The sequence below is a fragment of the Streptomyces sp. NPDC086549 genome (genome assembly GCF_044746205.1).
Taxonomy (GTDB): domain Bacteria; phylum Actinomycetota; class Actinomycetes; order Streptomycetales; family Streptomycetaceae; genus Streptomyces.
The window spans coordinates 70,033-93,200 of record NZ_JBIVBS010000003.1 but is presented as its reverse complement, the minus strand read 5'-3'; the positions used below and the strand labels follow the sequence as shown (position 1 = coordinate 93,200).

The 23,168-nt window shown below is 72.9% G+C and carries 18 protein-coding genes; 7 read left to right on the top strand and 11 right to left on the bottom strand.

Annotation, left to right across the window (positions count from 1 at the left end):
- Positions 1 to 75: 75 nt before the first annotated feature.
- The 3 genes from ACIPSA_RS11355 to ACIPSA_RS11345 are packed head-to-tail and all read right to left on the bottom strand — an operon-like array spanning position 76 to position 3,925.
- Positions 76 to 2,457 carry a xanthine dehydrogenase family protein molybdopterin-binding subunit gene (locus ACIPSA_RS11355; RefSeq protein ID WP_402631991.1) on the bottom strand — a complete coding sequence of 794 codons (2,382 nt, stop codon included), beginning with the start codon at positions 2,455 to 2,457 and terminating at the stop codon, positions 76 to 78.
- Between the two features lie 2 nt (positions 2,458 to 2,459).
- A complete protein-coding gene (locus ACIPSA_RS11350; protein ID WP_402631988.1) occupies positions 2,460 to 3,035 on the bottom strand; it encodes a (2Fe-2S)-binding protein in 576 nt (191 codons plus the stop codon).
- Positions 3,035 to 3,925, bottom strand: a complete 891-nt coding sequence (locus tag ACIPSA_RS11345) for an FAD binding domain-containing protein (protein WP_402631985.1) — start codon at positions 3,923 to 3,925, stop codon at positions 3,035 to 3,037. Before ACIPSA_RS11345 ends, ACIPSA_RS11350 begins: the two co-directional genes overlap by 1 nt.
- Before the next feature lie 338 nt (positions 3,926 to 4,263).
- Here ACIPSA_RS11345 and ACIPSA_RS11340 point away from each other — a divergent pair, with 338 nt between their 5' ends.
- From ACIPSA_RS11340 to ACIPSA_RS11330, 3 genes are all read left to right on the top strand, one after another.
- A complete protein-coding gene (locus tag ACIPSA_RS11340; RefSeq protein ID WP_402631982.1) occupies positions 4,264 to 6,000 on the top strand; it encodes a PucR family transcriptional regulator in 1,737 nt (578 codons plus the stop codon).
- A 152-nt stretch (positions 6,001 to 6,152) separates the two neighbouring features.
- Entirely contained in the window at positions 6,153 to 6,935 is a 783-nt protein-coding gene (locus ACIPSA_RS11335; protein WP_402631979.1) for a hypothetical protein, read from the top strand.
- A gap of 95 nt (positions 6,936 to 7,030) precedes the next feature.
- Positions 7,031 to 7,537, top strand: a complete 507-nt coding sequence (locus ACIPSA_RS11330) for a DUF2231 domain-containing protein (RefSeq protein WP_402631976.1) — start codon at positions 7,031 to 7,033, stop codon at positions 7,535 to 7,537.
- A 343-nt stretch (positions 7,538 to 7,880) separates the two neighbouring features.
- On the opposite strand, the gene ACIPSA_RS11325 is transcribed toward ACIPSA_RS11330, so the two are convergent.
- Positions 7,881 to 8,681, bottom strand: coding sequence for a GntR family transcriptional regulator (locus tag ACIPSA_RS11325; protein WP_402631973.1), 801 nt, complete (start codon positions 8,679 to 8,681; stop codon positions 7,881 to 7,883).
- 472 nt (positions 8,682 to 9,153) lie between these two features.
- On the opposite strand from ACIPSA_RS11325, the gene ACIPSA_RS11320 reads away from it, so the two are divergent.
- A complete protein-coding gene (locus ACIPSA_RS11320; RefSeq protein WP_402631970.1) occupies positions 9,154 to 10,197 on the top strand; it encodes a DUF2637 domain-containing protein in 1,044 nt (347 codons plus the stop codon).
- Between the two features lie 65 nt (positions 10,198 to 10,262).
- Here ACIPSA_RS11320 and ACIPSA_RS11315 read toward each other — a convergent pair whose 3' ends face one another.
- The 3 genes from ACIPSA_RS11315 to ACIPSA_RS11305 form a co-directional block, all read right to left on the bottom strand.
- Positions 10,263 to 10,745 (bottom strand): ATP-binding protein, encoded by a 483-nt coding sequence (locus ACIPSA_RS11315; RefSeq protein WP_402631967.1) that lies wholly within the window; start codon positions 10,743 to 10,745, stop codon positions 10,263 to 10,265.
- Positions 10,746 to 11,124: 379 nt separating this feature from the next.
- Entirely contained in the window at positions 11,125 to 12,867 is a 1,743-nt protein-coding gene (locus tag ACIPSA_RS11310) for a pyruvate dehydrogenase (protein ID WP_402631964.1), read from the bottom strand.
- A gap of 81 nt (positions 12,868 to 12,948) precedes the next feature.
- Positions 12,949 to 14,640, bottom strand: a complete 1,692-nt coding sequence (locus ACIPSA_RS11305) for a protein phosphatase 2C domain-containing protein (protein ID WP_402631961.1) — start codon at positions 14,638 to 14,640, stop codon at positions 12,949 to 12,951.
- Positions 14,641 to 14,970: 330 nt separating this feature from the next.
- Here ACIPSA_RS11305 and ACIPSA_RS11300 point away from each other — a divergent pair, with 330 nt between their 5' ends.
- Complete coding sequence (locus ACIPSA_RS11300) at positions 14,971 to 15,957, top strand: helix-turn-helix domain-containing protein (protein ID WP_402631958.1); 987 nt, start codon at positions 14,971 to 14,973, stop codon at positions 15,955 to 15,957.
- A gap of 71 nt (positions 15,958 to 16,028) precedes the next feature.
- Positions 16,029 to 16,511: a DUF456 domain-containing protein gene (locus ACIPSA_RS11295; RefSeq protein ID WP_402631955.1), complete on the top strand. Its 483-nt coding sequence runs from the start codon at positions 16,029 to 16,031 to the stop codon at positions 16,509 to 16,511.
- 4 nt (positions 16,512 to 16,515) lie between these two features.
- On the opposite strand, the gene ACIPSA_RS11290 is transcribed toward ACIPSA_RS11295, so the two are convergent.
- The 4 genes from ACIPSA_RS11290 to rsgA form a co-directional block, all read right to left on the bottom strand.
- Positions 16,516 to 17,664 carry an SGNH/GDSL hydrolase family protein gene (locus ACIPSA_RS11290; protein WP_402633726.1) on the bottom strand — a complete coding sequence of 383 codons (1,149 nt, stop codon included), beginning with the start codon at positions 17,662 to 17,664 and terminating at the stop codon, positions 16,516 to 16,518.
- Positions 17,665 to 18,024: 360 nt separating this feature from the next.
- Positions 18,025 to 18,528, bottom strand: coding sequence for a methylated-DNA--[protein]-cysteine S-methyltransferase (locus ACIPSA_RS11285; protein WP_402631953.1), 504 nt, complete (start codon positions 18,526 to 18,528; stop codon positions 18,025 to 18,027).
- A complete protein-coding gene (locus ACIPSA_RS11280; RefSeq protein ID WP_402633723.1) occupies positions 18,525 to 19,922 on the bottom strand; it encodes a DNA-3-methyladenine glycosylase 2 family protein in 1,398 nt (465 codons plus the stop codon). Before ACIPSA_RS11280 ends, ACIPSA_RS11285 begins: the two co-directional genes overlap by 4 nt.
- Positions 19,923 to 19,997: 75 nt before the next feature.
- A complete protein-coding gene (gene rsgA / locus ACIPSA_RS11275; RefSeq protein ID WP_402631950.1) occupies positions 19,998 to 21,116 on the bottom strand; it encodes a ribosome small subunit-dependent GTPase A in 1,119 nt (372 codons plus the stop codon).
- Positions 21,117 to 21,562: 446 nt separating this feature from the next.
- Here rsgA and ACIPSA_RS11270 point away from each other — a divergent pair, with 446 nt between their 5' ends.
- Positions 21,563 to 22,891: an acyltransferase gene (locus ACIPSA_RS11270; RefSeq protein WP_402631947.1), complete on the top strand. Its 1,329-nt coding sequence runs from the start codon at positions 21,563 to 21,565 to the stop codon at positions 22,889 to 22,891.
- Positions 22,892 to 23,168 lie beyond the last annotated feature (277 nt).

Sequence of the window (23,168 nt, the reverse complement as noted above, 5' to 3'; positions counted from 1 at the left end):
GACGGCCCAGGACGAACAGTTGGGGGCCCGGGGGACGAAGCCCCCGGGGAAACACACCGGTTCAACCCCGGAGGGTCACGTTCCGGTGAGGTGCTCCGGCCGGACCGGCGTCCTGTTCAGCTCCAGGCCCGTCGCGTCACGGATGGCCGCGAGTACGGCGGGAGTCGAGGACAGGGTGGGGGCCTCGCCGACGCCGCGGAGCCCGTACGGGGCGTGGTCGTCGGCGAGTTCGAGCACGTCGACGGGGATGGTCGGCGTGTCGAGGATGGTGGGGATGAGGTAGTCCGTGAAGGAGGGATTCCTGACCTTCGCCGTCTTCGGGTCGACGATGATCTCCTCCATCACGGCGACGCCGAGACCCTGGGTCGTACCGCCCTGGATCTGTCCGACGACGGACAGCGGGTTGAGCGCCTTGCCGACGTCCTGGGCGCAGGCCAGCTCGATCACCTTGACCAGGCCGAGCTCGGTGTCGACCTCGACGACGGCCCGGTGCGCGGCGAAGCTGTACTGGACGTGGCCGTTGCCCTGGCCGGTGCGCAGGTCGAAGGGTTCGGTCGGGCGGTGCCGCCACTCGGCGTCGACCTCGACCGCGTCGTCGCCGAGGACGTCCACCAGGTCGGCTAGCACCTCGCCGCCGTCGGTCACGACCTTGCCGCCCTCCAGCAGCAGTTCCGCCGTCGCCCAGGCCGGGTGGTAGGTACCGAACTTGCGGCGCCCGATCTCCAGGACCTTCTCGCGCACCAGCTCGCAGGAGTTCTTGACGGCGCCGCCGGTGACGTACGTCTGCCTGGAGGCCGAGGTCGAACCCGCCGAGCCCACCTGGGTGTCGGCCGGGTGGATGGTCACCCGGTTGACGCCCAGCTCGGTGCGGGCGATCTGCGCGTGGACGGTGACACCGCCCTGGCCGACCTCCGCCATGGCCGTGTGCACGGTGGCCACGGGCTCGCCCGCGATCACCTCCATGCGCACCTTGGCGGTGGAGTAGTCGTCGAAGCCCTCGGAGAAGCCAACGTTCTTGATGCCGACCGCGTAGCCGATGCCGCGTACGACGCCTTCGCCGTGCGTGGTGTTGGACAGACCGCCGGGCAGCTGCCGTACGTCCGCGCCCTCGCTGCTCTCCCACTGGCGCTCCGGCGGCAGCGGCATCGCCTTGACGCGGCGCAGGAGTTCGGCGACCGGGGCCGGGGAGTCGACGGGCTGCCCCGTCGGCATGACGGTCCCCTGCTCCATCGCGTTCAGCTGCCGCAGCTCCACCGGGTCCATGCCGAGCCGCTTCGCCAGCTTGTCCATCTGCGCCTCGTAGGCGAAGCATGCCTGGACCGCGCCGAAGCCGCGCATCGCGCCGCAGGGCGGGTTGTTGGTGTAGAGGGCGATGGCCTCGATCTCGACGTCGTCGACGACGTAGGGCCCGATGCCGAGGGAGGCGGCGTTGCCGACGACCGCCGGGGAGGCGGAGGCGTACGCGCCGCCGTCCAGGACGATGCGGCACTTCACGTGTGTCAGCTTGCCGTCCTTCGTCGCCCCGTGCTCGTAGTACAGCTTGGCCGGGTGGCGGTGGACGTGCCCGAAGAAGGACTCGAACCGGTTGTAGACGATCTTGACGGGCTTGCCGGTGCGCAGGGCCAGCAGGCAGGCGTGGATCTGCATCGACAGGTCCTCGCGGCCGCCGAACGCGCCGCCGACGCCGGCCAGCGTCATGCGCACCTTCTCCGGGGGCAGGCCGAGGACCGGGGCGATCTGGCGCAGGTCGCTGTGCAGCCACTGGGTGGCGATGTAAAGGTGGACGCCGCCGTCCTCCTCCGGCACGGCGAGGCCGGACTCGGGGCCGAGGAAGGCCTGGTCCTGCATGCCGAAGGTGTACTCGCCCCTGACGATCACGTCCGCCCTCTTCGCGGCCTCTTCGGCGTTGCCGCGGACGATCGGCTGGCGGTGGACGATGTTGGGGTGTGCGACGTGGCCGATGTGGTGGTCGGTGCGGTCCTCGTGGACGAGGACCGCGTCCGGGGCGGTCGCGGAGGCCTCGTCGGTGATGACCGGGAGTTCGCGGTACTCGACCTTGATCTTGGCGGCGGCGCGGCGCGCGGTCTCCGGGTGGTCGGCGGCGACGATCGCGACCGGCTCGCCGTGGTGGCGTACCTTGCCGTGCGCGAGGACCGGGGTGTCCTGGATCTCCAGGCCGTAGTTCTTCACCTCGGTGGGGAGGTCGTCGTACGTCATGACGGCGTAGACGCCGGGCTGGGCGAGGGCCTCGCCGGTGTCGATCGACACGATCTCGGCGTGGGCGACCGTCGAGCGCAGGATCTGGCCCCAGAGCATGTCCTCGTGCCACATGTCGGACGAGTACGCGAACTCGCCGGTGACCTTGAGGGTGCCGTCCGGGCGGAGGGTCGACTCGCCGATGCCGCCCTTGGTCCGGGAGCCCTGGGTGATCTTGGTGGGAGCGCCGTTCGTGGGCATGCTCAGACAGCCTCTCCCTGCCGGGCGGCCGCGAGGCGGACCGCGTCCATGATCTTCTCGTAGCCCGTGCAGCGGCACAGGTTGCCCGACAGGGCCTCGCGGATGTCCGCGTCGGTGGGGTTCGGGTTGCGCTCCAGCATCTCGTCGGCGGCGACGAGCAGACCCGGGGTGCAGAAGCCGCACTGGACGGCGCCCGCGTCGATGAACGCCTGCTGGACGGGGGAGAGTTCGGTGCCCTCGCCGGTGTGCGAGTCGGAGCCCGGCTTGGCCTGCCAGCCCTTGGCCTCGTCAAGTGACGTACCGCAGGCGGCCGTTGCGCAGGACCGCTGCCTGGCGTGGTCCGCGAGCCCCTCGACGGTGACGACCTCACGGCCCTCCACCTGTCCGGCCGCGACCAGGCACGAGCACACCGGCACACCGTCCAGGCGGACCGTGCAGGAGCCGCACTCGCCCTGCTCGCAGGCGTTCTTGGAGCCGGGCAGGCCGAGGCGCTCGCGCAGGACGTAGAGCAGGGACTCGCCCTCCCAGACGTCGTCCGCCTCCTGCGGGCGTCCGTTGACCGTGAAGTTGACGCGCATTACGCAGCTCCCTCCGAGGCGCGGCGAGCGCCGCGGTAGGACTCCCAGGTCCAGGTGAGCGTCCGGCGGGCCATCACGCCGACCGCGTGGCGGCGGTAGCTCGCGGTGCCCCGGACGTCGTCGATCGGGTTGCAGGCGGCGGAGCACAGGTCCGCGAACTGCTTGGCGACCGACGGGGTGATGATCTTTCCGTTGTCCCAGAAGCCGCCCTCTTCGAGCGCCGCGTTCAGGAAGTCCTCGGCGGTCCTCGCCCGGACGGGGGTGGGTGCGGCCGAGCCGATGCCGGTGCGCACGGTGCGGGTCTCGGGATGCAGCGCCAGTCCGAAGGCGCACACGGCGATGACCATGGCGTTGCGGGTGCCGACCTTCGAGTACTGCTGCGGGCCGTCCGCCTTCTTGATGTGGACGGCGCGGATGAGCTCGTCGGGGGCGAGCGCGTTGCGCTTCACACCGGTGTAGAAGTCGTCGATGGGGATGAGGCGCGAGCCGCGGACCGACTCGGCCTCGACCTGGGCGCCCGCCGCCAGCAGGGCGGGGTGGGCGTCGCCGGCCGGGGAGGCGGTGCCGAGGTTGCCGCCGACGCCGCCGCGGTTGCGGATCTGCGGGGAGGCGACCGTGTGCGAGGCGAGGGCCAGGCCCGGCAGCTCGGCGCGCAGGTTCTCCATGATCTGGGTGTACGGGACGGAGGCGCCCAGCCGCACGGTCTCCTCGCCCACCTCCCACTCGTAGAGGTCGCCGACGCGGTTGAGGTCGAGGAGGTACTCGGGCCGCCGGTGGTCGAAGTTGATCTCGACCATCACGTCGGTGCCACCCGCAATCGGCACAGCGGTGGGGTGCTCGGCCTTCGCGGCGAGCGCCTCCTCCCAGCTGGCGGGGCGAAGGAAGTCCATGACCGGCTCTCTTCTTCGTCTCTGGTCGTACGGATCGAGTCTGGTCGTACGGATCGAGTCTGGTCGTACGGATCGAGCCAGATCGTGTGCGGCGGGCCCGGCTCGTTCATGTGGTGTTCACGCGGAGTGGGGTCAGTACACAGCGCTGTCCTCCGAGGGGGTCAGTCACGGAAACCATGAAGGAGTTGGCTGGCCAACACGGGCATCTTGTAGATTCGTATGAACGGAGGCCATCAGTAACCTCCTCGTTTTCCTATGGAAACGCCACCGGGCCCCCGCCCCACCGGACCCTTCAAGATTCATCGTAGTTTTCGAGACAAAGAACGGCGGCGACGAGAATGCGGCTGCGCGCACTGCTGGACACCGATGCGCTGGGGCTGCGGCTGCTCGGCGGCGAGGACGAGCTCGACCGCACCGTGCGCGGTGTGATGACCACCGACCTGCGGGACCCCAGCCGCTACCTCTCCGGCGGTGAGCTGGTGCTCACGGGTCTGGCCTGGCGCCGGGACGCGGAGGACTCCGAGCCTTTCGTACGCATCCTGGTGCAGGCGGGCGTGGCCGCGCTGGCGGCCGGTGAGGCCGAGCTCGGGGACGTGCCGGACGATCTCGTGCTGGCCTGTGCGCGGCACCGGCTGCCGCTGTTCGCGGTGCACGAGTCGGTTGCGTTCGCGACGGTCACCGAGCATGTGGTCCGGCAGGTCTCCGGCGAGCGGGCGGGCGACCTGGCGGCCGTGGTGGACCGGCACCGCCGGATGATGACCTCGGGCCCGACGGGCGGCGGACCGGACGTGGTCCTGGACCTCCTGGGCTCCGACCTGGACCTGCGGGCCTGGGTGCTCTCCCCCACCGGACGGCTGATCGCGGGCTCGAAGATCGCGGGCCCGGACCTGCCCCCCGAGACCTGCGCCAGGCTCGCGGCCGAGCATCTGGCCGCCGTGCGCACCGGCCGCCGCGGACCGCACCGGGTGCTGCTGGGCTCCGGGCCCGCGTCGACGTACTCCCTGTTCCCGGTCCGCAGCAGCGGGCGCTCGCCGCAGGCCGCCCGGGACGTGCGCGAGACGGTGCTGTCGGACTGGCTGCTCGCCGTGGAGGCGGACGCCGGGGACTGGGCCGGGGAACGCCTGGACCTGCTCCAGGGCGTCACCCAGCTGATCGCGGTCGAACGGGACCGGCGGGACGCGGCACGCACGGTGCGGCGGCGGCTCGCCCAGGAGGTCCTGGAGCTGGTGCAGTCGGGCGCGGCGCCCGCCGAGATCGCCGCGCGGCTGCGGGTGGCCGCGCCGGTGCTGCTGCCCGGCCTGGGGGCCGCCCCGCACTGGCAGGTGGTCGTGGCCCGGGTCGAGTGGGAGCAACAAGGGGGCGGGCCCGAAGGGCCCTCGGTTGAGGGTGGTGGCGGGCGACGGGCGGGCGGGGTGGAAGGCGGCCCGGTGGCCCAGTCGCTCCTGGAGGAGATCCTGGTCGACCCGCTCGCCACCGGCCCCGAGCCCTCAGACCGCATCGCCGTCGCCCACACCGGCGACGAGGCGGTGGCGCTGGTTCCGCTGCCCGCCGTCTCGTCCGAGCACGACGGCTCGGAGGCCGGGATCCTCGCCGACGCGCTCCTGGAGTCCGTACGGGAGCCGCTGTCGGCCGGCCTCGACGACGACGGGCGGGTCACGCTGGGCGTCAGCGCGGCCGTGCACTCGGCGGAGGGGCTGCGGGGCGCGCTGGAGGAGGCCAGACACGCCCGCCGGGTGGCGGCGGCACGCCCGGGCCGGGTCTGCGCGGCCGGCCATCAGGAACTGGCCTCGCACGTCCTGCTGCTCCCGTTCGTCCCGGACGACGTCCGCCGGGCTTTCACCGCCCGGCTCCTGGACCCGCTGCGCGACTACGACCGCCGCCATCGCGCCGAACTGATCCCCACTCTGGAGGCGTTCCTGGACTGCGACGGCTCCTGGACCCGCTGCGCCACCCGTCTCCACCTGCACGTCAACACACTGCGCTACCGCGTGGGGCGAATCGAGCAGTTGACGGGACGGGACCTGTCCCGGCTGGAGGACAAGCTCGATTTCTTCCTGGCGTTGCGGATGAGCTGAGGTCACCGGGGGCGTGCGCCGGTGGCGCCAACCGGTGCCGCCGTCCCACGACTTTGTGAAATTATTCACCCACCCTCTTGGCCCGGCCCGGCCATTGGTGCTGGAATGCCGCCACCACTCAACAGCTCGATGGCGTGCTCGGGGAGGGCAACGTGGCGCATACCGCCATGTCTGGTAACGGAACGACCGCCGGTGACGATCCTCTCCAGACCGCGGTATGGCGGCTGCGCTCGCGGGCCTGCTGGGCCGACGCGGCGGCGCTGCTCCCGCCGGACAGTCCCGCGGCCTCGTTGCAACGGGCCGGGCTGCTGGTGGAGCGCTGCCTGTACACCGAGCGGGGGTGGGAGGACGCCGAGGACGCGCTACGTACGGCGGAGGCGCTGGCCCAGAGCGACGAGGAGCGGGGCGCCGCCGCTTGTGAACGCGGGCAGCTTGCGTACGCGGCGACGCTGCACGGGGTGCGGGACCGGGCCGACGAGGCGCGGGCGGCGCTGGGCCGGGCGGCGGCGCTGATCCCTCCGGGGGCGCCGGGCCGGGCCCTGCTGGACTTCCGCCGCGGCCTGCTCGCCGAGAACCTCGCCCGCTCCCCGCAGGCGGCGCTCGCCGCGTACCGCCGGGCGCACGCGGCCGCCGCCGCGCACTCCGACCCGTTGCTGCTGTCCTTCACCTGGCGGCACCTCGCCGGACTGGCCCTGCGGGACGGCGAGTTGGCGGAGGCTCGGCACGGCTTCGCCGAATCCCTGCGCATCCGGGAAGAGTTGGGCTACCTGGTGGGCACGGCTCCCGCCCTCGCCTCGCTGGCCGACGCGGAGTCGGAGCCGGAGGCGTCACGTCTGCGGGAGGAGGCACGCCGGCTGTTCCGCCTGCTCGGCGGCGTACCCACCTGGCTGGCCCGCCAGCTGGCCCCGCCGGCTCCGGGGGCCGCCACGGCCTGAGGGAAGGCCCAGCGGACGCCCAGAGGACGCCCAGAGGAAACTGAGAGGTTCCTGTGCCAGGCTGGCGCGCCCGATCCCCGTTCAGGAGTGCCCCGATGAGCCTCGTCAATGGCCTGCCCGCACATGTCCTGCTCGTCCATTTCGTCGTCGTGCTCGTGCCGCTGACCGCGCTGGCCCTGGTGGTCTGCGCGGTGTGGCCGCAGGCCGCCCGGCGGCTGGGCCTGCTGCTGCCGCTGCTCGCCCTGGCGTCTCTGGTGAGCGTGCCGCTGACCACACAGGCGGGCGAGTGGCTGGAGAGCCACGTGGACAGCAACGCGCTGGTACGGCGGCACACCGAGCTGGGCGACGGGCTGCTGCCCTGGGCCCTGGGCCTGTTCGTCCTGGCGGCGGCGGTCTGGTGGACGGGACGCGAGTCGTCCGCGCCGACCGCCACGGCCAAGCGCCGGTCGGCCCTGCCCGTACGGGTCGCCGTGGCGGTGCTGTCACTGGCCGTGGCGGCCGGCGCGGTCGTCGACGTCTACCGCATAGGCGACTCGGGCGCGAAGGCCGCCTGGCAGGACGGCTTCTCCAAGACGGCGAGCAACGCACCCGACGCGCACTGACCACGGAGCGACCACAAACCACACCCCCACCCACCAAGGCCCCCCGCGGGCACTACGCCGACGGAACCCGCGGGCACCCCGCCGACAGGCCCCGCAGGCACCCCGACAGGCCCCGCAGGCACCCCGACGGGACCCGCGGGCACCCCGCCGACGGGACCCGCGGGTACCCGGCCGACGAAACCCGCACAGACCGCACCCAGTCCCCGGCACGGCGGTCCGTGCCGGTCCTGGTGTGGCCCGGAGCGGATCGCGCACGCCCCCCGGTCCGCGATGCCCGCTCCGTGGTGGTCGGGGCGGGCTCCGGCCCCGTGTCGTCCGCGGGGCCGGGAGCGGGCCGTGTTCGTCAGGGCGCGCCCGTGAAGTGCTCCCCGGCCAGTGCCCGCACCACGTCCAGGTCCTGGGCGATCAGCGCCTCAAGGAGCGCCGTGTGCTCCGCGGCGTCCGCGACGAGGTCGGCGCGGCCGTGGCGGACCGGTCCGCCGACCAGGGGCCACTGGGACCGGCGGTGAAGATCCTCGGCGATCTGGACGAGCTGTTCGTTGCCGGAGAGGGACAGGACCGCACTGTGGAAGGCACGGTCGGACTCGGCGTAGGTCGCGCGGCAGCCGGAGGCCGCGGCGCGCACGCTCTCCTCGGCGAGGGGCCGCAGCTCGGCCCACCGCACGGCCGGCACCGTACGGGCGAGCCGCAGCATCACCGGCACCTCGATCAGCGAGCGGATCTCGGCCAGCTCGGCCAGCTCCCGGGTCCCCCGCTCGACCACCCGGAATCCGCGGTTCGGCACGACCTCGACCGCGCCTTCGAGCGCGAGCTGCTGCATGGCCTCCCGCACGGGCGTGGCGGAGACCCCGAAGCGGTCGCCGAGCGCGGGCGCCGAGTACACCTCGCCGGGCCTCAGGTCCCCCGCCACGAGCGCGGTGCGCAGCGCGTCGACGATCTGGCCGCGCACGGACGAGCGCTGGACGACGGCACGCGGCTGCGGAATCGGCCGCTCACTGTGCGTGTGCTCGCCGCGGGCCTGGGGCGTCGAGGTGTCGCGCTCGCGCGCCACGTCGGCGGCGCGCGGCTGCGCGGGCACGCGTGGCGCGCCCGTCGGACGATCCGGGATCCCCGTACCGGCGGAGCCGTGTGCGCCCTGCTTCACGGGAGTCCTCCTCCGGGTTGTCGGCACTTGGGATATTAACGGCGGGTTGTTACTTGTCCGTCAAGCACATTAGACGCACAAGGTGACAGTTCAAATTTCGAACGGTGCAAGTAAGGCAAGGCTCAGCTTCCCCGCCGCGCCGGTCCGCCCCACCGGGACAGACCCCGGTCCGCCCCCCGGGGCAAGGCACGGCCCGGCATCCACTACGATCGGCCCCGGCTTGAACACCCGCACGGCGACAGGCAATTCACAACTTCCTCACTTGTCGCGGGAACTTTCCGCGGAACCATCCGTACGGGTAGTCTTATTCGAACTCAACTCCCGCCCCTCAAGCGACAGTTCGAGCAGAACGCCACCCTGGGCATCCCCTTGCACTTCCTTGGCGGCCTCTTGCCCCGAAACCCCCTGAGGGCCGGTGGAATTGGGCCACTATGGCGGGCGTTACGCCCTATCCCAATGCAAGGGACCCCAGATGAGACTGACCGACATATCGCTGAACTGGCTGCTTCCCGGCGCCGTACTGCTCCTGGGCATGCTGGCGGCGGTTGCGGTGCTCTCGCGCGGTAAGCGCTCCTCGGGGAAGGACGCGAGCGCGGACGACTCGTGGGAGCGCAGCGAGGAGCGCCGCAGGCGCAAGGAGGCCATATACGGCACCGCCTCCTATGTCCTTCTGTTCTGCTGTGCGGCGGTCGCGGCCGCACTCTCCTTCCACGGCCTGGTCGGCTTCGGCCAGCAGAACCTCGGCCTCACCAGCGGCTGGGAGTACCTGGTGCCGTTCGGCCTCGACGGCGCGGCCATGTTCTGCTCCGTGCTCGCCGTGCGCGAGGCCAGCCACGGCGACGCGGCGCTCGGCTCCCGGATACTCGTGTGGACGTTCGCGGGCGCCGCGGCCTGGTTCAACTGGGTGCACGCCCCCCGGGGTATCGGTCACGACGGCGCCCCCCAGTTCTTCTCGGGCATGTCCCTGTCGGCGGCGGTCCTCTTCGACCGCGCACTGAAGCAGACCCGCCGCGCCGCACTGCGCGAGCAGGGCCTGGTGCCGCGTCCGCTGCCGCAGATCCGTATCGTCCGCTGGCTGCGGGCCCCCCGCGAGACCTACAACGCCTGGTCGCTGATGCTCCTGGAGAACGTGCGCAGCCTGGACGAGGCGGTCGAGGAGGTGCGCGAGGACCAGCGTCAGAAGGAGCAGACGCGCCTGCGCCGCCGCGAGCAGCAGCGGGTCGAGCGTGCCCAGCTCAAGGCGATCAGCCGCGGACACCGCGGTTTCGTCGGCCGCGGCACCGGCCGGCAGGTCGAGGTGCACGAGGTGGAGCGTGCGTCCTCCCAGGTCACCGCGGAGCCTGCCATATCCGCGGCGGAATCGCTGCCCGTACGCTCTCGGCCCTCCCTTCAGCCCGTCCGCAAAGGGTCTGACCCGATCACCGTCGACCTGACCGCGGAGGACGACACCATGGCCCTTCCGCGGCTCGACTCCCTGGAGCGCAAGCTCAAGGATCTTGAGCAGCAGTTCGGCTAGGACCGGACACCACTCGGGACGGGGGCGTGACCTTGAAGGTCACGCCCCCGTCCCGTTGCCGTGACTCACGCCGCTTCCGCGTCGAGTTCGAACCACACCGACTTCCCCACCCCGTGCGCCCGTACCCCCCACGCGTCCGCGAGGGACTGCACCAGGACCAGGCCCCTGCCGTGCGTACCGTCGTCGGCGTTCGGTACGGACATCCGGGGCCTGCGGGCGACGAAGTCCCGTACCTCCACGCGCAGTCCACGCGGTCCGACGACGGCCGTCAGGACGGCGTCGTGGTCGGTGTGGACGAGGGCGTTGGTGACGAGCTCGCTGGTGAGCAGTTCGGCTATCTCGGAGCGCCCCGGCTTGCCCCAGTGCCGTAAGAGTTCGCGCAGTGCCCTGCGTGCCTCGGGCACCTCCCGCAGATCGGCCCGGCCCAGCCTGCGCCTGAGCTGCGGTGCGTGCGCCTGTTCCGTGTCGTTGTCGGTCGCTTCCCCCGCTGCCTTCGCCGAGGAGGCCCCGATTGCCACGGGACCGCCCCCTCGCGCCTGCCTCTTCATGACCCCCGCCCGCACGCTGTTGCCGGTACCCCTCCTGATCGAACACGTTCACGGGGATCCATGCCCCGTCCGCACGGGAGCAGTCATGTCGAAAAGTCAACAACCAGGTCTTCAGCCACGCCGAAAGCACGGTTCGACGGAACTTCGAGCGCTGTCGCGCCCCGGTTCCGGACCGGGGGTCCCTCGTACGCCGCCACGGGCGTTCCGTCAAGGGCCTACCGGTTCCGGTCCGCCGATCCGGCCGCGCCCGCAGCGTGAACCGGGCACACGATCGTCCGCAGGGACGATTCTGCAGGCCCGCTGAATCTGGCCGGAATCCAACGGTCCCGACAGCCGTCCGACAGCTGTACGAGCACCCCGCCCTCCCCCGCCCTACCCGTCAGGGCCGCGGCACGTTCCGCAGGTTGGAGCGGGCCATCTGCAGCATGCGTCCGACACCGCCGTCCAGCACCATCTTCGAGGCGGACAGGGCGAACCCGGTGACCATCTCGGCGCTGATCTTCGGCGGGATGGACAGGGCGTTGGGGTCGGTGACGACGTCGACGAGGGCCGGTCCCCGGTGTTTGAAGGCGTCCCTCAGCGAGCCGGCGAGCTGCTTGGGCTTCTCGACCCGGATCCCGAAGGCGCCGCAGGCGCGGGCCACAGCGGCGAAGTCGGGGTTGGTGTTCGTGGTGCCGTAGGAGGGCAGGCCCGCCACCAGCATCTCCAACTCGACCATGCTCAGGGAGGAGTTGTTGAACAGGACGACCTTCACCGGGAGGTCGTACTGCACCAGGGTCAGGAAGTCGCCCATCAGCATGGCGAACCCGCCGTCCCCGGACATCGACACGACCTGGCGCCCACGGTCGGTGAACTGGGCCCCGATCGCCATCGGCAGCGCGTTCGCCATCGAGCCGTGCGAGAAGGAACCGATGACCCGGCGACGGCCGTTGGGAGAGATGTAACGAGCCGCCCAGACGTTGCACATCCCGGTGTCGACGGTGAACACGGCGTTGTCGTCGGCGAGTTCGTCGAGCACGGAGGCCACGTACTCGGGATGGATCGGGACGTGCTTCTCCACCTTCCGGGTGTACGCCTTGACGACGCCCTCCAGCGCGTCCGCGTGCTTCTTCAGCATCCGGTCGAGGAAGCGCCGGTTCTCCTTGGGCCGCACGCGCGGGGTGAGACAGCGCAGGGTCTCGCGCACGTCGCCCCACACGGCGAGGTCGAGGCGGGAGCGGCGGCCGAGCACCTCCGGCCGCACGTCGACCTGGACGATGGCGACGTCGTCGGGCAGGAACGCGTTGTACGGGAAGTCGGTGCCGAGCAGGATCAGCAGATCGCACTCGTGGGTGGCCTCGTAGGCGGCGCCGTAGCCGAGCAGACCGCTCATGCCGACGTCGTACGGGTTGTCGTACTGGATCCACTCCTTGCCGCGCAGCGCGTGCCCCACCGGGGACTTGATCTTCCCGGCGAACTCCATCACCTCGGTGTGCGCGCCGGACGTGCCGCTGCCGCAGAACAGGGTGACCTTCTCGGCCCCGTCGATCATCTCGACGAGCCGGTCGATCTCGGCGTCGCCGGGGCGCACCGAGGGCCGGGAGGTGACGAGGGCGGTCTCGGCGGTCTTCTCCGGGGCGGGCTGGTCGGCGATGTCGCCGGGCAGGGACACCACGCTCACGCCCCGCTGCCCGACCGCGTGCTGGATGGCGGTCTGCAGCAGCCGGGGCATCTGCTTGGGACTCGAGATGAGCTCGCTGTAGTGGCTGCACTCGCGGAACAGCTGGTCCGGGTGGGTCTCCTGGAAGTAGCCCAGGCCGATCTCGCTGGACGGGATGTGCGAGGCGAGGGCGAGCACCGGGGCCATCGAACGGTGGGCGTCGAACAGCCCGTTGATCAGGTGCAGGTTGCCGGGGCCGCAGGAGCCGGCGCAGGCCGCCAGCTTCCCGGTGATCTGGGCCTCCGCGCCCGCCGCGAAGGCGGCCGTCTCCTCGTGCCGTACGTGGATCCAGTCGATGGCGGAGTTGCGGCGCACGGCGTCGACGACCGGGTTGAGGCTGTCGCCGACGACGCCGTACAGGCGGCGCACGCCGGCGCGGGCGAGGATGTCGACGAACTGCTCGGCGACGTTCTGCTTGGCCATGGCTCTCGCGTGCCCCTTCGTCTGCGCCGTGGGCGTCCGGGCTCGGGCTCTTCGAGGTCCATGAAGGCACAGGGCGCGCGGTCACGCCTCCCAGACGGCGGCCACCGTACGGTCGTCGGCGTATCCCTTCACCCGTACCTGGGTGTCCGCGAGGAACGCGGCCAGGCCGGGCGGGGCGCCGCCGGACCAGCGCCGGGCCAGGTAGGCGCAGAGAGCGGGCTCGCCGCGCAGCGGGTCGGCCAGGCCGCCGCTGCACATCAGCAGCGCGTCACCCGGCCGGGCGACGGAGGCACGGAACCGGAAGGGCTCACGGGGCGGTTCCGGCGCCGGCTCGTACGGACTCGGCGGCGTCGGAATCCCCAGGTCCATGGTGAGCCGGTCCCCCTCCGGGGTCTCGGCAGGCAGCGACCCGAACCCGACCACGGCCTCTCCGGTGGTGTCGGCGGCCGAGACCCGGGGTTCGATGTCCTGCCACTCCCCGCCCCGCAGCCGGAACAGCCCGCCCGCGCCGACGCCGAAGAACACGCGCGTACGGCAGTCCGGGTGGGCGGGCAGCAGCAGGCAGCGCAGGGTGGCCGCGTACTCCTCCGGGTCGATGCCCTGTTCGGCGGCGCTGGCGCGAAGCTTGCCCAGGCTGCGGTCGGTGAGCCGGTGCAGTCCGGACTTCAGGTCTCCGCGCCGGGCGGCCCGGATGTCCTCGACGAGCCTCGCGTGACTGCGCCCGACGGCCCGCCCGATCCACTGGCACACCTCGGCCGCCGCCCGGTGCGCCCCCGGGGTGGCCCGCGCCCCGGTCGCCAGGGCCACGAGGATCAGCGCCTGCTCCCCCGTCCCGAACCGCGCGGTGAGCAGCGAGTCGCGCCGCGGCTCGCCCCGGTACCGCGCGGAGTCCCCGCGCACGGACACGGCCCGCACGGTGCACGGCCCGTACCGGGCCCCGTCGAGGACCGTGTCCGCCACGAGATCGTCCAGCTCGTCCGGGTCGGCGGCCGGCAGCGCGGTGGGTTCGGGGTCGTAGGTGGGCGGTCCGGAGCCGACGTAGTCGACAGTGGCGGCGGGCGGCGGGACGGTCCGGAGGTCGAGGTGAGTCGCGGTACGGGCGTCCTGCCCGGCGGGGTCGGGAGCCTCGGCGTCGCGACCCGGCAGGGCGGTCGCGGCGGCCGTCGGCTCCGCCGCGGGGGCCTCCGGCGACACGGACGGGCGCGGGGGCGCGCCGGATGTGCGGCCCGGCGGCTCTGTGAGGCCCGGGGGCTCCGTGAAGCCCGGGCGCTCCGCGAGGCCCGGCGGCTCCGCAAGGCCCGGGGGCTCCGTGAAGCCCGGGCGCTCCACGAGGCCCGGGCGCTCCGTGAAGCCCGGGCGCTCCACGAGGCCCGGGCGCTCCGCGAGGCCCGGGCGCTCCACGAGGCCAGGCGGCTCCGCGAGGCCAGGCGGCTCCGCGAGGCCCGGGGGCTTCGGGCCGGGCGGGAAGGCCCCGGAGCCCTCGGGCTCGGCGGGCGGAGGTTCCCAGGGGGCGCGCCGCCTCGGCGGGCCGTCGCCCGACGGGGTGGGCGCGCGTTGCGGCGGGACCGCGGCCTCCGCGGGCGGGGCCGCGTCCGGCGGCTTCTCCTCCCGCTCCGCGCGCGGCCCTGCGTCCACCGTGTCGGCCGCCGAGGCGAACCGGTCGTCCAGGGAATCGGCCGCGGCCGTGGACCCGGTGTCGTCGGTGGAGTCGTCGTACAGCTGCCCCCACCAGTCGTCCTCATGACGGGTGGGCCTACCCCCCTGCTGGCTCATGCCCCCAATTGTCCACCGCACGGGCCGTATGAAAACGGGGCATCCCGAAAATCCGGCGCCTCTTCCGGCCTCGAACGCCATGTCGAGGGATGTGGCGAACTCCCGTACGAAACAAAGCGATACGGAAAGCGGCCGGGCGGTCCCACCCCCCACGGGAGGACCGCCCGACGGCCCCGGAGGCGGACACGATGATCAACTTTCCGGTGACGCCACCTTGGCAGAGTGACCGCTGGTACGGCGATGATGTGCCGAGGCGGATTCACGCCGTGGCCGATTTCCGCCACGGCCGCCCGTGGCACGGTCTTGTTCTCAGGAGAGGGACGACCGCCGATGCTGGCAGCGATAGGGCTGGACGAGACACACGAGTCGGCGTACCGGGCGCTCGTGTCCGTGGGAGCCTCCGACGTACCCGATCTGGCCCGGCGCCTGACACTGGCCGAGCACGACACCGAACGCGCACTGCGCCGGCTGGAGCGGCACGGCCTGGCGGCCCAGTCGTCGGCCCGCCCCGGCCGCTGGGTCGCCGCACCGCCCGGCGTGGCGCTGGGCGCGCTGCTCACCCAGCAGCGGCACGAACTGGAGAAGGCGGAGCTGGCGGCGGCGCTGCTCGCCGAGGAGTACCGGGCGGCGGCCGCCGAGCCCGCGGTGCACGACCTGGTCGAGGTGGTGACCGGGGCCCCGGCCGTCGCCCAGCGCTTCCTCCAGCTCCAGCTCGGCGCGAGCGACGAGGTCTGCGCACTGGTCACCGGCAACCCCGTCGTCGTCTCCGCCACGGACAACGACGCGGAGAAGCAGGCGGCCGGACGCGGGGTCTGCTACCGGGTGGTCGTCGAGCAGTCGGTGCTCGACCTGCCCGACGGCATCACCGAGCTGACCGCGGCACTGGGCCGGGACGAGCAGGTGCGGGTGGTGGACCGGGTGCCGACCAAGCTGGTGGTCGCCGACCGCGTGCTGGCCATGGTGCCGCTCACCTCGCGCACCGCCGAACCGGCCGCGCTCGTCGTGCACGCCAGCGGCCTGCTGGAACTGCTCTCCGGGCTGTTCGAGTCGGTGTGGCGGAGCGCGCTGCCGCTGCGGCTCGGCGCGCGCGGGGTCACCGAGCGGCAGCCGGACGGCCCCGACGGCACCGACCTGGAGGTCCTGTCCCTGCTGCTCGCCGGGCTGACCGACGCCAGCGTCGCCAAACAGCTCGACCTGGGCCTGCGGACCGTGCAGCGGCGGGTGAAACGGCTGATGGAGCTGGCCGGGGTGACCACGCGGCTCCAGCTGGGCTGGCACGCCTACGAGCGGGGCTGGGTGGCCCGGAACGACGACTGATCGTCCGACCGTGGTCGACCCGTGACCGTGCTTGACCTGCGCCCTCAGCCGCCCTCCGGCACCCTGGGCAGATGGGAGTGCCCGAACTCCTGCTGGTCGGTCTGGTGATCGTGCTCGGCCTGTGCGGGGTGCTGGTGCCCGGTGTGCCTGGGTCGTGGCTGGTGTGGGCCGCGGTCCTGTGGTGGGCGCTGAAGGATCCGCAGCCGGTGGCGTGGGGCGTCCTGGTGGGCGCCACGGCCGTGCTGCTCCTCTCCCAGGTCGTGCGGTGGGCGCTGCCGCCCAGGCGGCTGCACGCGAGCGACGCCACGCCCCGGATGCGGGTGTACGCGGGCGCCGGGGCCTTCCTCGGCTTCCTCCTGCTGCCCGTGCTCGGCGCGGTCCCCGGCTTCATGGCCGGGATCTACCTCCACGAACGTCTGCGCCTCGGCCGCCACGCCGAGGCGATGGCCGCGCTGCGCACGACGATGCGCTCGGGCGGTTCCAGCGTGCTGGCGGAACTGTTCGCCTGCCTGCTGATCGCGGGGGCGTGGCTGGGCGCGGTGATCGGCGGCTGACGCGTCACCCGAGGGTGGCCAGGTCGACGGTGTCGGCCAGCGCGCGCATCCCCGCGTCGTTGAAGTGCAGATGGTCGCCGGGGTCGTAGCCGGGCCGGATCCGCTGCGGCTGTGCCGGGTCGCGGACGGCGGCGTCGAAGTCGACGACCGCGTCGAAGACACCGCCACCGCGGATGACGGCGTTCACCTTCTGCCGCACCTTCTCGCGGGCCGCGGTGAACGCGGAATAGCCGCCGTACGGCGTGAGGGTCGCCCCGACGACCCGGATCCCGTGCGCGTGCGCCCGTTCCACGATCGTGCGGTACGCCTTCTCGAACGCGGCCACGTCGTTCGCCTCCGGCTTGCCCTTGATGTCGTTGATGCCCTCCAGGAGGATCAGGGCACGCACCCCGGCCCGGGACAGCGCGTCGGCGTCCAGCCGGGCCGTCGCGCTCGGCCCGGTGCCGTCCCGCAGGAGGCGGTTGCCCGAGAGACCCGCGTTGAGGACACCCAGCCGACGGCCGTTCAGGCGCTGGGCGAGCCGGTCCGGCCAGCGGTGGTTGGCGTTGGCGGTGGAGCCGTTGCCGTCGGTGAGGGAGTCGCCGAACGCGACGACACTCCCGGCGGACCTGCCGCGCACGTCGACGCCGGTGACGTAGTACCACTGGCTGATGGTGGCCGTGTAGGCCGCGCCGTCCTCGGCGGCGGCCCACTGCCCGCCGTCCGCGGCCACGTAGCTGGTCTGCAGGGCCGTGCGGTGCACCGTGGCCGGGCCGGAGTCGGTGGGCGTGTGGACCGTGACGAGCAGATCCGCGGCGTCCGGCACGGCCAGCGGGACCGGGTCGGTGAGCACGTCCACGCCCGGCGGCACGGTGACGGTCCGGGCGCCTCCGAAGCCGGCGACGCGCATCGAGCCGGGCACGGCGTCCGGGCCGCCCGCCCGCCGCAGGGCGACCGTGACCGCGCCGAGCGTGAGGGGCTTGCTGCCGAGCCGGTTGCCGAGCCGGATCCGCACGGCCGTCCCGCCGACACTGATGTGCACGACGTTGCGAACGGCGGCACCGGGGAGCGCGGGGGCGGTCCCGGAGGGCGCGGTCTCCCAGGTGCCGGTCCAGGGGGACGGGGCGATCGCGGCAGTCCGAACAGTCGCCGCCGTGGTCGCGGCGGCCGCCATGGTCGCGGCCGCCACCGTGGTCGGGGTCTCCGCCCCCATGATCGCGGCCGCCACCGTGGTCGCGATCCCCGTCCCGGTGGCCGCGGCCGCCACCGTGGTCGCGGTCCCCGTCCCCGTGGTCGCGGCCGCCGCCGTGGTCGCGGCCGCGGTCCCCGTCACCGTGCCGATCGGCAGAAGAAGCAGCAGTGCGAGAGCCCGTCCGACCCTGACCATGTGTGCGCACGCCCTTCGCCGTCGGCCCGCAGGAGGCGACCGTGACACACGGGCGGGGAGCGCTCGCGGAACATCACCGTGAAGGACACCCGCACGGCCCAGTCCCACCGGAACCGGCCCTGCTTCGACGCCATCACGACAACGCGGTCAGTGACCGGCGAGCGCCCCCTCCCGCGTGAGCAGCCACACCTTCCGGTCGAGCCCGCCCGCGTAGCCGGTCAGGGAGCCGTCCGCGCCGATCACCCGGTGGCAGGGGCGGACGACGAGCAGCGGGTTGGCGCCGATCGCGCCGCCGACGGCCCGTACGGCGGCGCGGGAGGCGCCGATCCGCGCGGCGATCTCGCCGTACGTCGTGGTTTCGCCGTACGGAACGGAGTCCAGGGCGGCCCAGACCCGCTCCCGGAACTCGGTGCCGTCGGTCCGCAACTCCAGCTGGAACTCCTTGAGTTCACCGGCGAAGTAGGCGGCGAGCTGCTCCTCGGTCGCCCGGAACGGTCCGGGGTCCCGCCGCCAGCCGTCCTGCACCGTACGGCCGCCCTTCTGCCCCGGCACGGAGAGCGAGGTCAGCGCGCCGTCCGGGTCGGTGGTGAGGAGGAGCGGGCCGAGGGGCCCGTCCGCGGTCGTCCAGTACGTCGTCGGTACGAGGATCATTTCGACTCCAACTCCTTTTCCACAAGCAGGTGTTGCACGGCGTACGAACGCCAGGGTCGCCAGCCGTCGGGTACGTCCTCGCCCGGCGGGGCCACGTCGGGGTCGCCGAGGGCACGGACCCGGATGGCCGCGGCGACGGCCGGGTCCAGACCGGGCAGGGCGAGCAGCGCCGCCTCGGCGTCGTCCCGGTCGGCGCCCGGGTCGAGCCGGACGGTGCCGTCGGCGAGCGCGGCGGTGAGCGCACCCAGGGGGCCGTGCGGCTCGGCCTCCGCGAGGACGGCGGGCTCGGGGAACAGATGGGTGAGGCTGCCGGAGGGGGCGTCCAGCGCCTTGCCGTACCGCAGGACCAGCCGCCCGGCCTCCGCCGGCCCGACCAGGGCCCGTACCGCGAGCTCGGCGGGATCGGCGGCGCCGGGCGAGCGCAGTCCCGGCCGGGCGGCGACCAGCGGAGCGAGCCGGTCGTCACCGCCCAGCCGCTCGTCGACGGCGTACGGATCCGCGTCGAGGTCGAACAGCCGGCGCAGCCGTTGCACGGCGGTCGTCAGGTCCCGTGGGTCGGTGAGGTGCAGCCGGGCGTCGAGCCAGCCGCCGGGGTGCGCGGCGGTGCCCGCGTTCGCGGCCCCCGTCCGCTCCTCGACGGCGACGATCCCGGTGCCGTACGGCAGCCGCAGTGTGCGCCGGTAGGTACGGCGGCCGGGCTCCCCGCCGGCCTCCTCGACTCCGCTCACGGCCTCGCGCCGGAGCAGGTCGAAGACGGCGCCGGACTGGTACGGCCCCCGGTACGCGAGCCGCAGCGGGATCCCCGCGCCCGGCGTGACCCGGCGTGTTCCCCTGCCCCTGGGCGCGGTGGCCCGCACCTCGGTCGGCGTCGAGGCGTACACGGCCCGGATCGTGTCGTTGAACTGCCGCACGCTGGCGAAACCGGCGGCGAACGCGATCGCGGTGACCGGCAGCTCGGTGGTCTGCAGCAGCACGCGCGCGGTGTGCGCCCGCTGGGCCCGCGCGAGCGCGACGGGACCGGCGCCCAGCTCCGCGGTGAGCTGCCGCTGGACCTGCCGCGCGCTGTAGCCCAGCCGCGCGGCGAGCCCGGCGACGCCCTCCCGGTCGACGACACCGTCCCCGATCAGCCGCATCGCCCGGCCCACCACGTCGGCCCGGACGTTCCAGTCGGCGGAGCCGGGCACGGCGTCCGGCCGGCACCGTCGGCAGGCCCGGAACCCCGAGCCCTGCGCGGCGGCGGCCGTCGCGAAGAACCGCACGTTCCGCCGTTTCGGCGTCACCGCAGGGCAGCTGGGCCGGCAGTAGATGCCGGTCGTCTCGACGGCGAAGAAGAACTCCCCGTCGAACCGGGCGTCCCGGCTCCGCACGGCCTCGTACCTGCTGTCTTCGTCCATCACGCTTCCAGTGTGGGCGAGGGACAGCCGACCGCGCTGGCGGCAATCGGACACGCAGCTGCCGGCACCGGGTGGCTAGCTCCAGCGCCCCCGCTTCAACTCCATCGCCGCCTTCCCCTCCGCCCCCTTGCGCTTCCAGTCCCGTCGAAGCTCCGCACGGACCCGCGCATCGGTCTTCGCAACGATCCACTGGTTCTCCCGGGTGAGCTTCCGGTAGCTCTCCAGCCGCCGGACCGGCAGCTCCCCGGAGTCGACGGCGGCCAGGACCGCGCACCCGGGCTCGGACTCGTGGGCGCAGTCCTGGAACCGGCACCGCTCGGCCAGCTCCTCGATCTCGGAGAAGACCTGCCCGACCCCGCTCTCGGCGTCCCAGAGCCCGACGCCCCGCAGCCCGGGGGTGTCGATCAGTACGCCGCCGCCGGGCAGGGCGAGCAGATTGCGGGTGGTGGTCGTGTGCCGCCCCTTGCCGTCCATGTCCCGCGTGGCCTGGACATCCATCACGTCCTCCCCGACCAGCGCGTTCGCGAGCGTCGACTTGCCCGCGCCGGACTGCCCGAGGAGCACGGACGTGCCCCCGGACACGAGCGCGACGAGGACGTCGAGCCCTTCCTCGTGCAGCGCGCTGACGGGCAGGACGGGCACGCCGGGCGCGGCCGTCTCCACGTCCTGGACGAGGTAGGACAGCGCCATCGGGTCGGGCACGAGATCGGCCTTGGTGAGCACGACCACGGGCTGCGCCCCCGACTCCCAGGCCAGGGCCAGGAACCGTTCGACGCGGCCGAGGTCGAGCTCGGCAGCGAGCGACACGGCGACGATCGCGTGGTCGACGTTGGCGGCGAGGATCTGCCCCTCGGACCGCTTGGAGGAGGTGGAGCGCACGAAGGCGGTACGGCGTGGCAGATACGTCCGTACATAACGCGGGTGGCCGCCGGGGTCGACGGCGACCCAGTCGCCGGTGCACACGACCCGCAGCGGGTCGTGCGGGGTGACGAAGGCGGTGTCCGCCCGTACGACGCCGCCGGCGGTGACGACGTCGCACTGCCCGCGGTCCACGCGGACGACCCGCCCGGGCAGCAGTCCTTCGGAGTCGTACGGGGCGAACTCGTCCGCCCATGCCTCGTCCCAGCCGTAGGGAACGAGAGCGGAGAAATCGGGGAAAGCGGGGAAAGCAGAGAAAACGGTGCTGGAAGTCAAGGGAGACCCTTCACAAGGGTGACCCCGGCAGCGCGCGGCAGGGCGCGGTGAAGTGTGAGGTCGTCAGCCGGTGGCCACGGAGGTGGACTTGATGAACTTCTCGATGTGGGCAGCACCCATCGCAGTGACAGCCATCGGTCGACACCTCCCGGTCCTCACTCAGTCGGCAGCGGCGACCAGCGGCCGCCGCGCGAAGCAGTCCTCACCTTAGAGCGGCACGCACCCGAGTGCCAGCGATTTACGCCCGCGCGTCGGCTCGGCCCCGCGGCCCGGCGTCCGCCGGTCGGCCGCCTTTCGGCTGCGGGCGTCTGCGCGCGTCTGCGGGCGTCTGCGGGCGTCTGCGGGCGTCTGCGGGCGTCTGCGGTCGGTGCCGTACCGGGCACGGAATGATTGCGGTATCGGCTTCCGGCCACTATGGCGCCGGCGCTGCGCCAACATGACGGCCCATGGGTAGAGACCGCTACGTCGACTTCCTGCGCGCGTGGGCGATCGTGCTGGTGGTGCTCGGCCACTGGCTGATCACTGCTCTGGTCCGGGAGCCCGGTGGACAGATCACCGCCCCGGAGCTGCTGACGACCATTCCCTGGACCCAGTGGCTGACCCTCGCGTTCCAGATCATGCCGCTGTTCTTCCTGGCCGGGGGCCATGCCGCGGGCGGTTCCTGGTCGCGTGCCCGGGCGGCGGGGGGCACGGCCGCCGGGTGGCTGGGGCGGCGGGCGCTGCGGCTGCTGCTTCCGACGGGCCTCTACAGCGGGTTGGTGCTGCTCGCCGTCGGTATCTGTTCGGTGGCCGGCGTGGACGCGGACACGCTTGCGCTGGTGGGGTGGGCGATGGCGATGCAGTTCTGGTTCCTTCCGGTGTATCTGCTGCTCAGCGCCCTGACGCCGCTGCTGTATGCGGCGCACCGGCGCTGGGGACTCCTCGTCCCGCCACTTCTGGGGGCAGTCGCCCTGGCGGCCGACGTGCTCGTGGTGACGGTGCACGCGCCGTATGTCGGACTGCTCAACTACGTGCTCGTGTGGGGTGTCGCCTACCAGTTGGGCTTCTGCTGGCGGGACGGTCTGCTGACCGGGCGTCGGCTCGTACCGCTCGCGATGGCGGCGGGCGGCGGGCTGGCTTTCGCCGCGCTCGTGGCCCTCGGACCGTTCCCGGTCAGCCTGATCCTGGTGACCGGGCAGACCCCCAGCAACACCAATCCGCCGTCGGCGGCGATGCTGGCGTGGGTGGTGGCCCAGGTCGGTCTGTGCCTCCTCGTCGCGGTGCCGGTGCGGCGGCTGTTGGACCGCGAGCGGGTGTGGCGCGTGGTGCGCCCCGTGAGCGTGGCCAGCATGACGCTGTATCTGTGGCACATGCTGCCGGTGCTGGCCGTCGCCGCCGCGTTCTACCTGACCGACCTCGCGCCCGAGCCGGCGCTCGGGTCCGCGGCGTGGTGGGCGCTGCGGGTGCCGTGGCTGCTGATGCTCGGCGTCGCCCTGGCCGGTGTCGTATCCGCACTGGGGCCGCTGGAACGCGGGCTGATGGTGCTGTACGAGCGGACCGGTCCGGACGCCGGCCTTCGCCAGGCCTGGCCGCTGTGGCTCGGGCTGGCCATGAACATCGCCGCTCTGAGCCGCCTGGCCGTGCGGGGCTTCGCGCCCGACGGCCGGCTCCCCGAACTGCCCGCACTGGGCGTGGCGTTGGGCACGGCGTTGGTGATGCTTCCTCGGTGGACGGCGGCACGCCGACTCGACCAGCCCGACCCGAGGCCGGTGCGAAGGACGGGGCGACAGGCTTGAGCGGTATGGGAACAAGACGGTCGCCGACCGCTTTCCCCTGGCCGCTCTCATCTGCCGGCGCGCCTGCGTCCGCCACGTCCGCGCATGCGGCTGTCAACGATGGAGACCTCGGTCACCCGCTGGTGCGGACCCTCGGCGGCTGGTTCGCACTCCGGACCGTGTGTGAAGCCGGTGACCAGGCGAACGGCACGATCACCGAACGGCTCGGAGGAACCTCCGCGCGCGACGATGCCCCCTCACGGGCCGATGGAGCTGTGCTACGGTTTTGGAGTTGCAG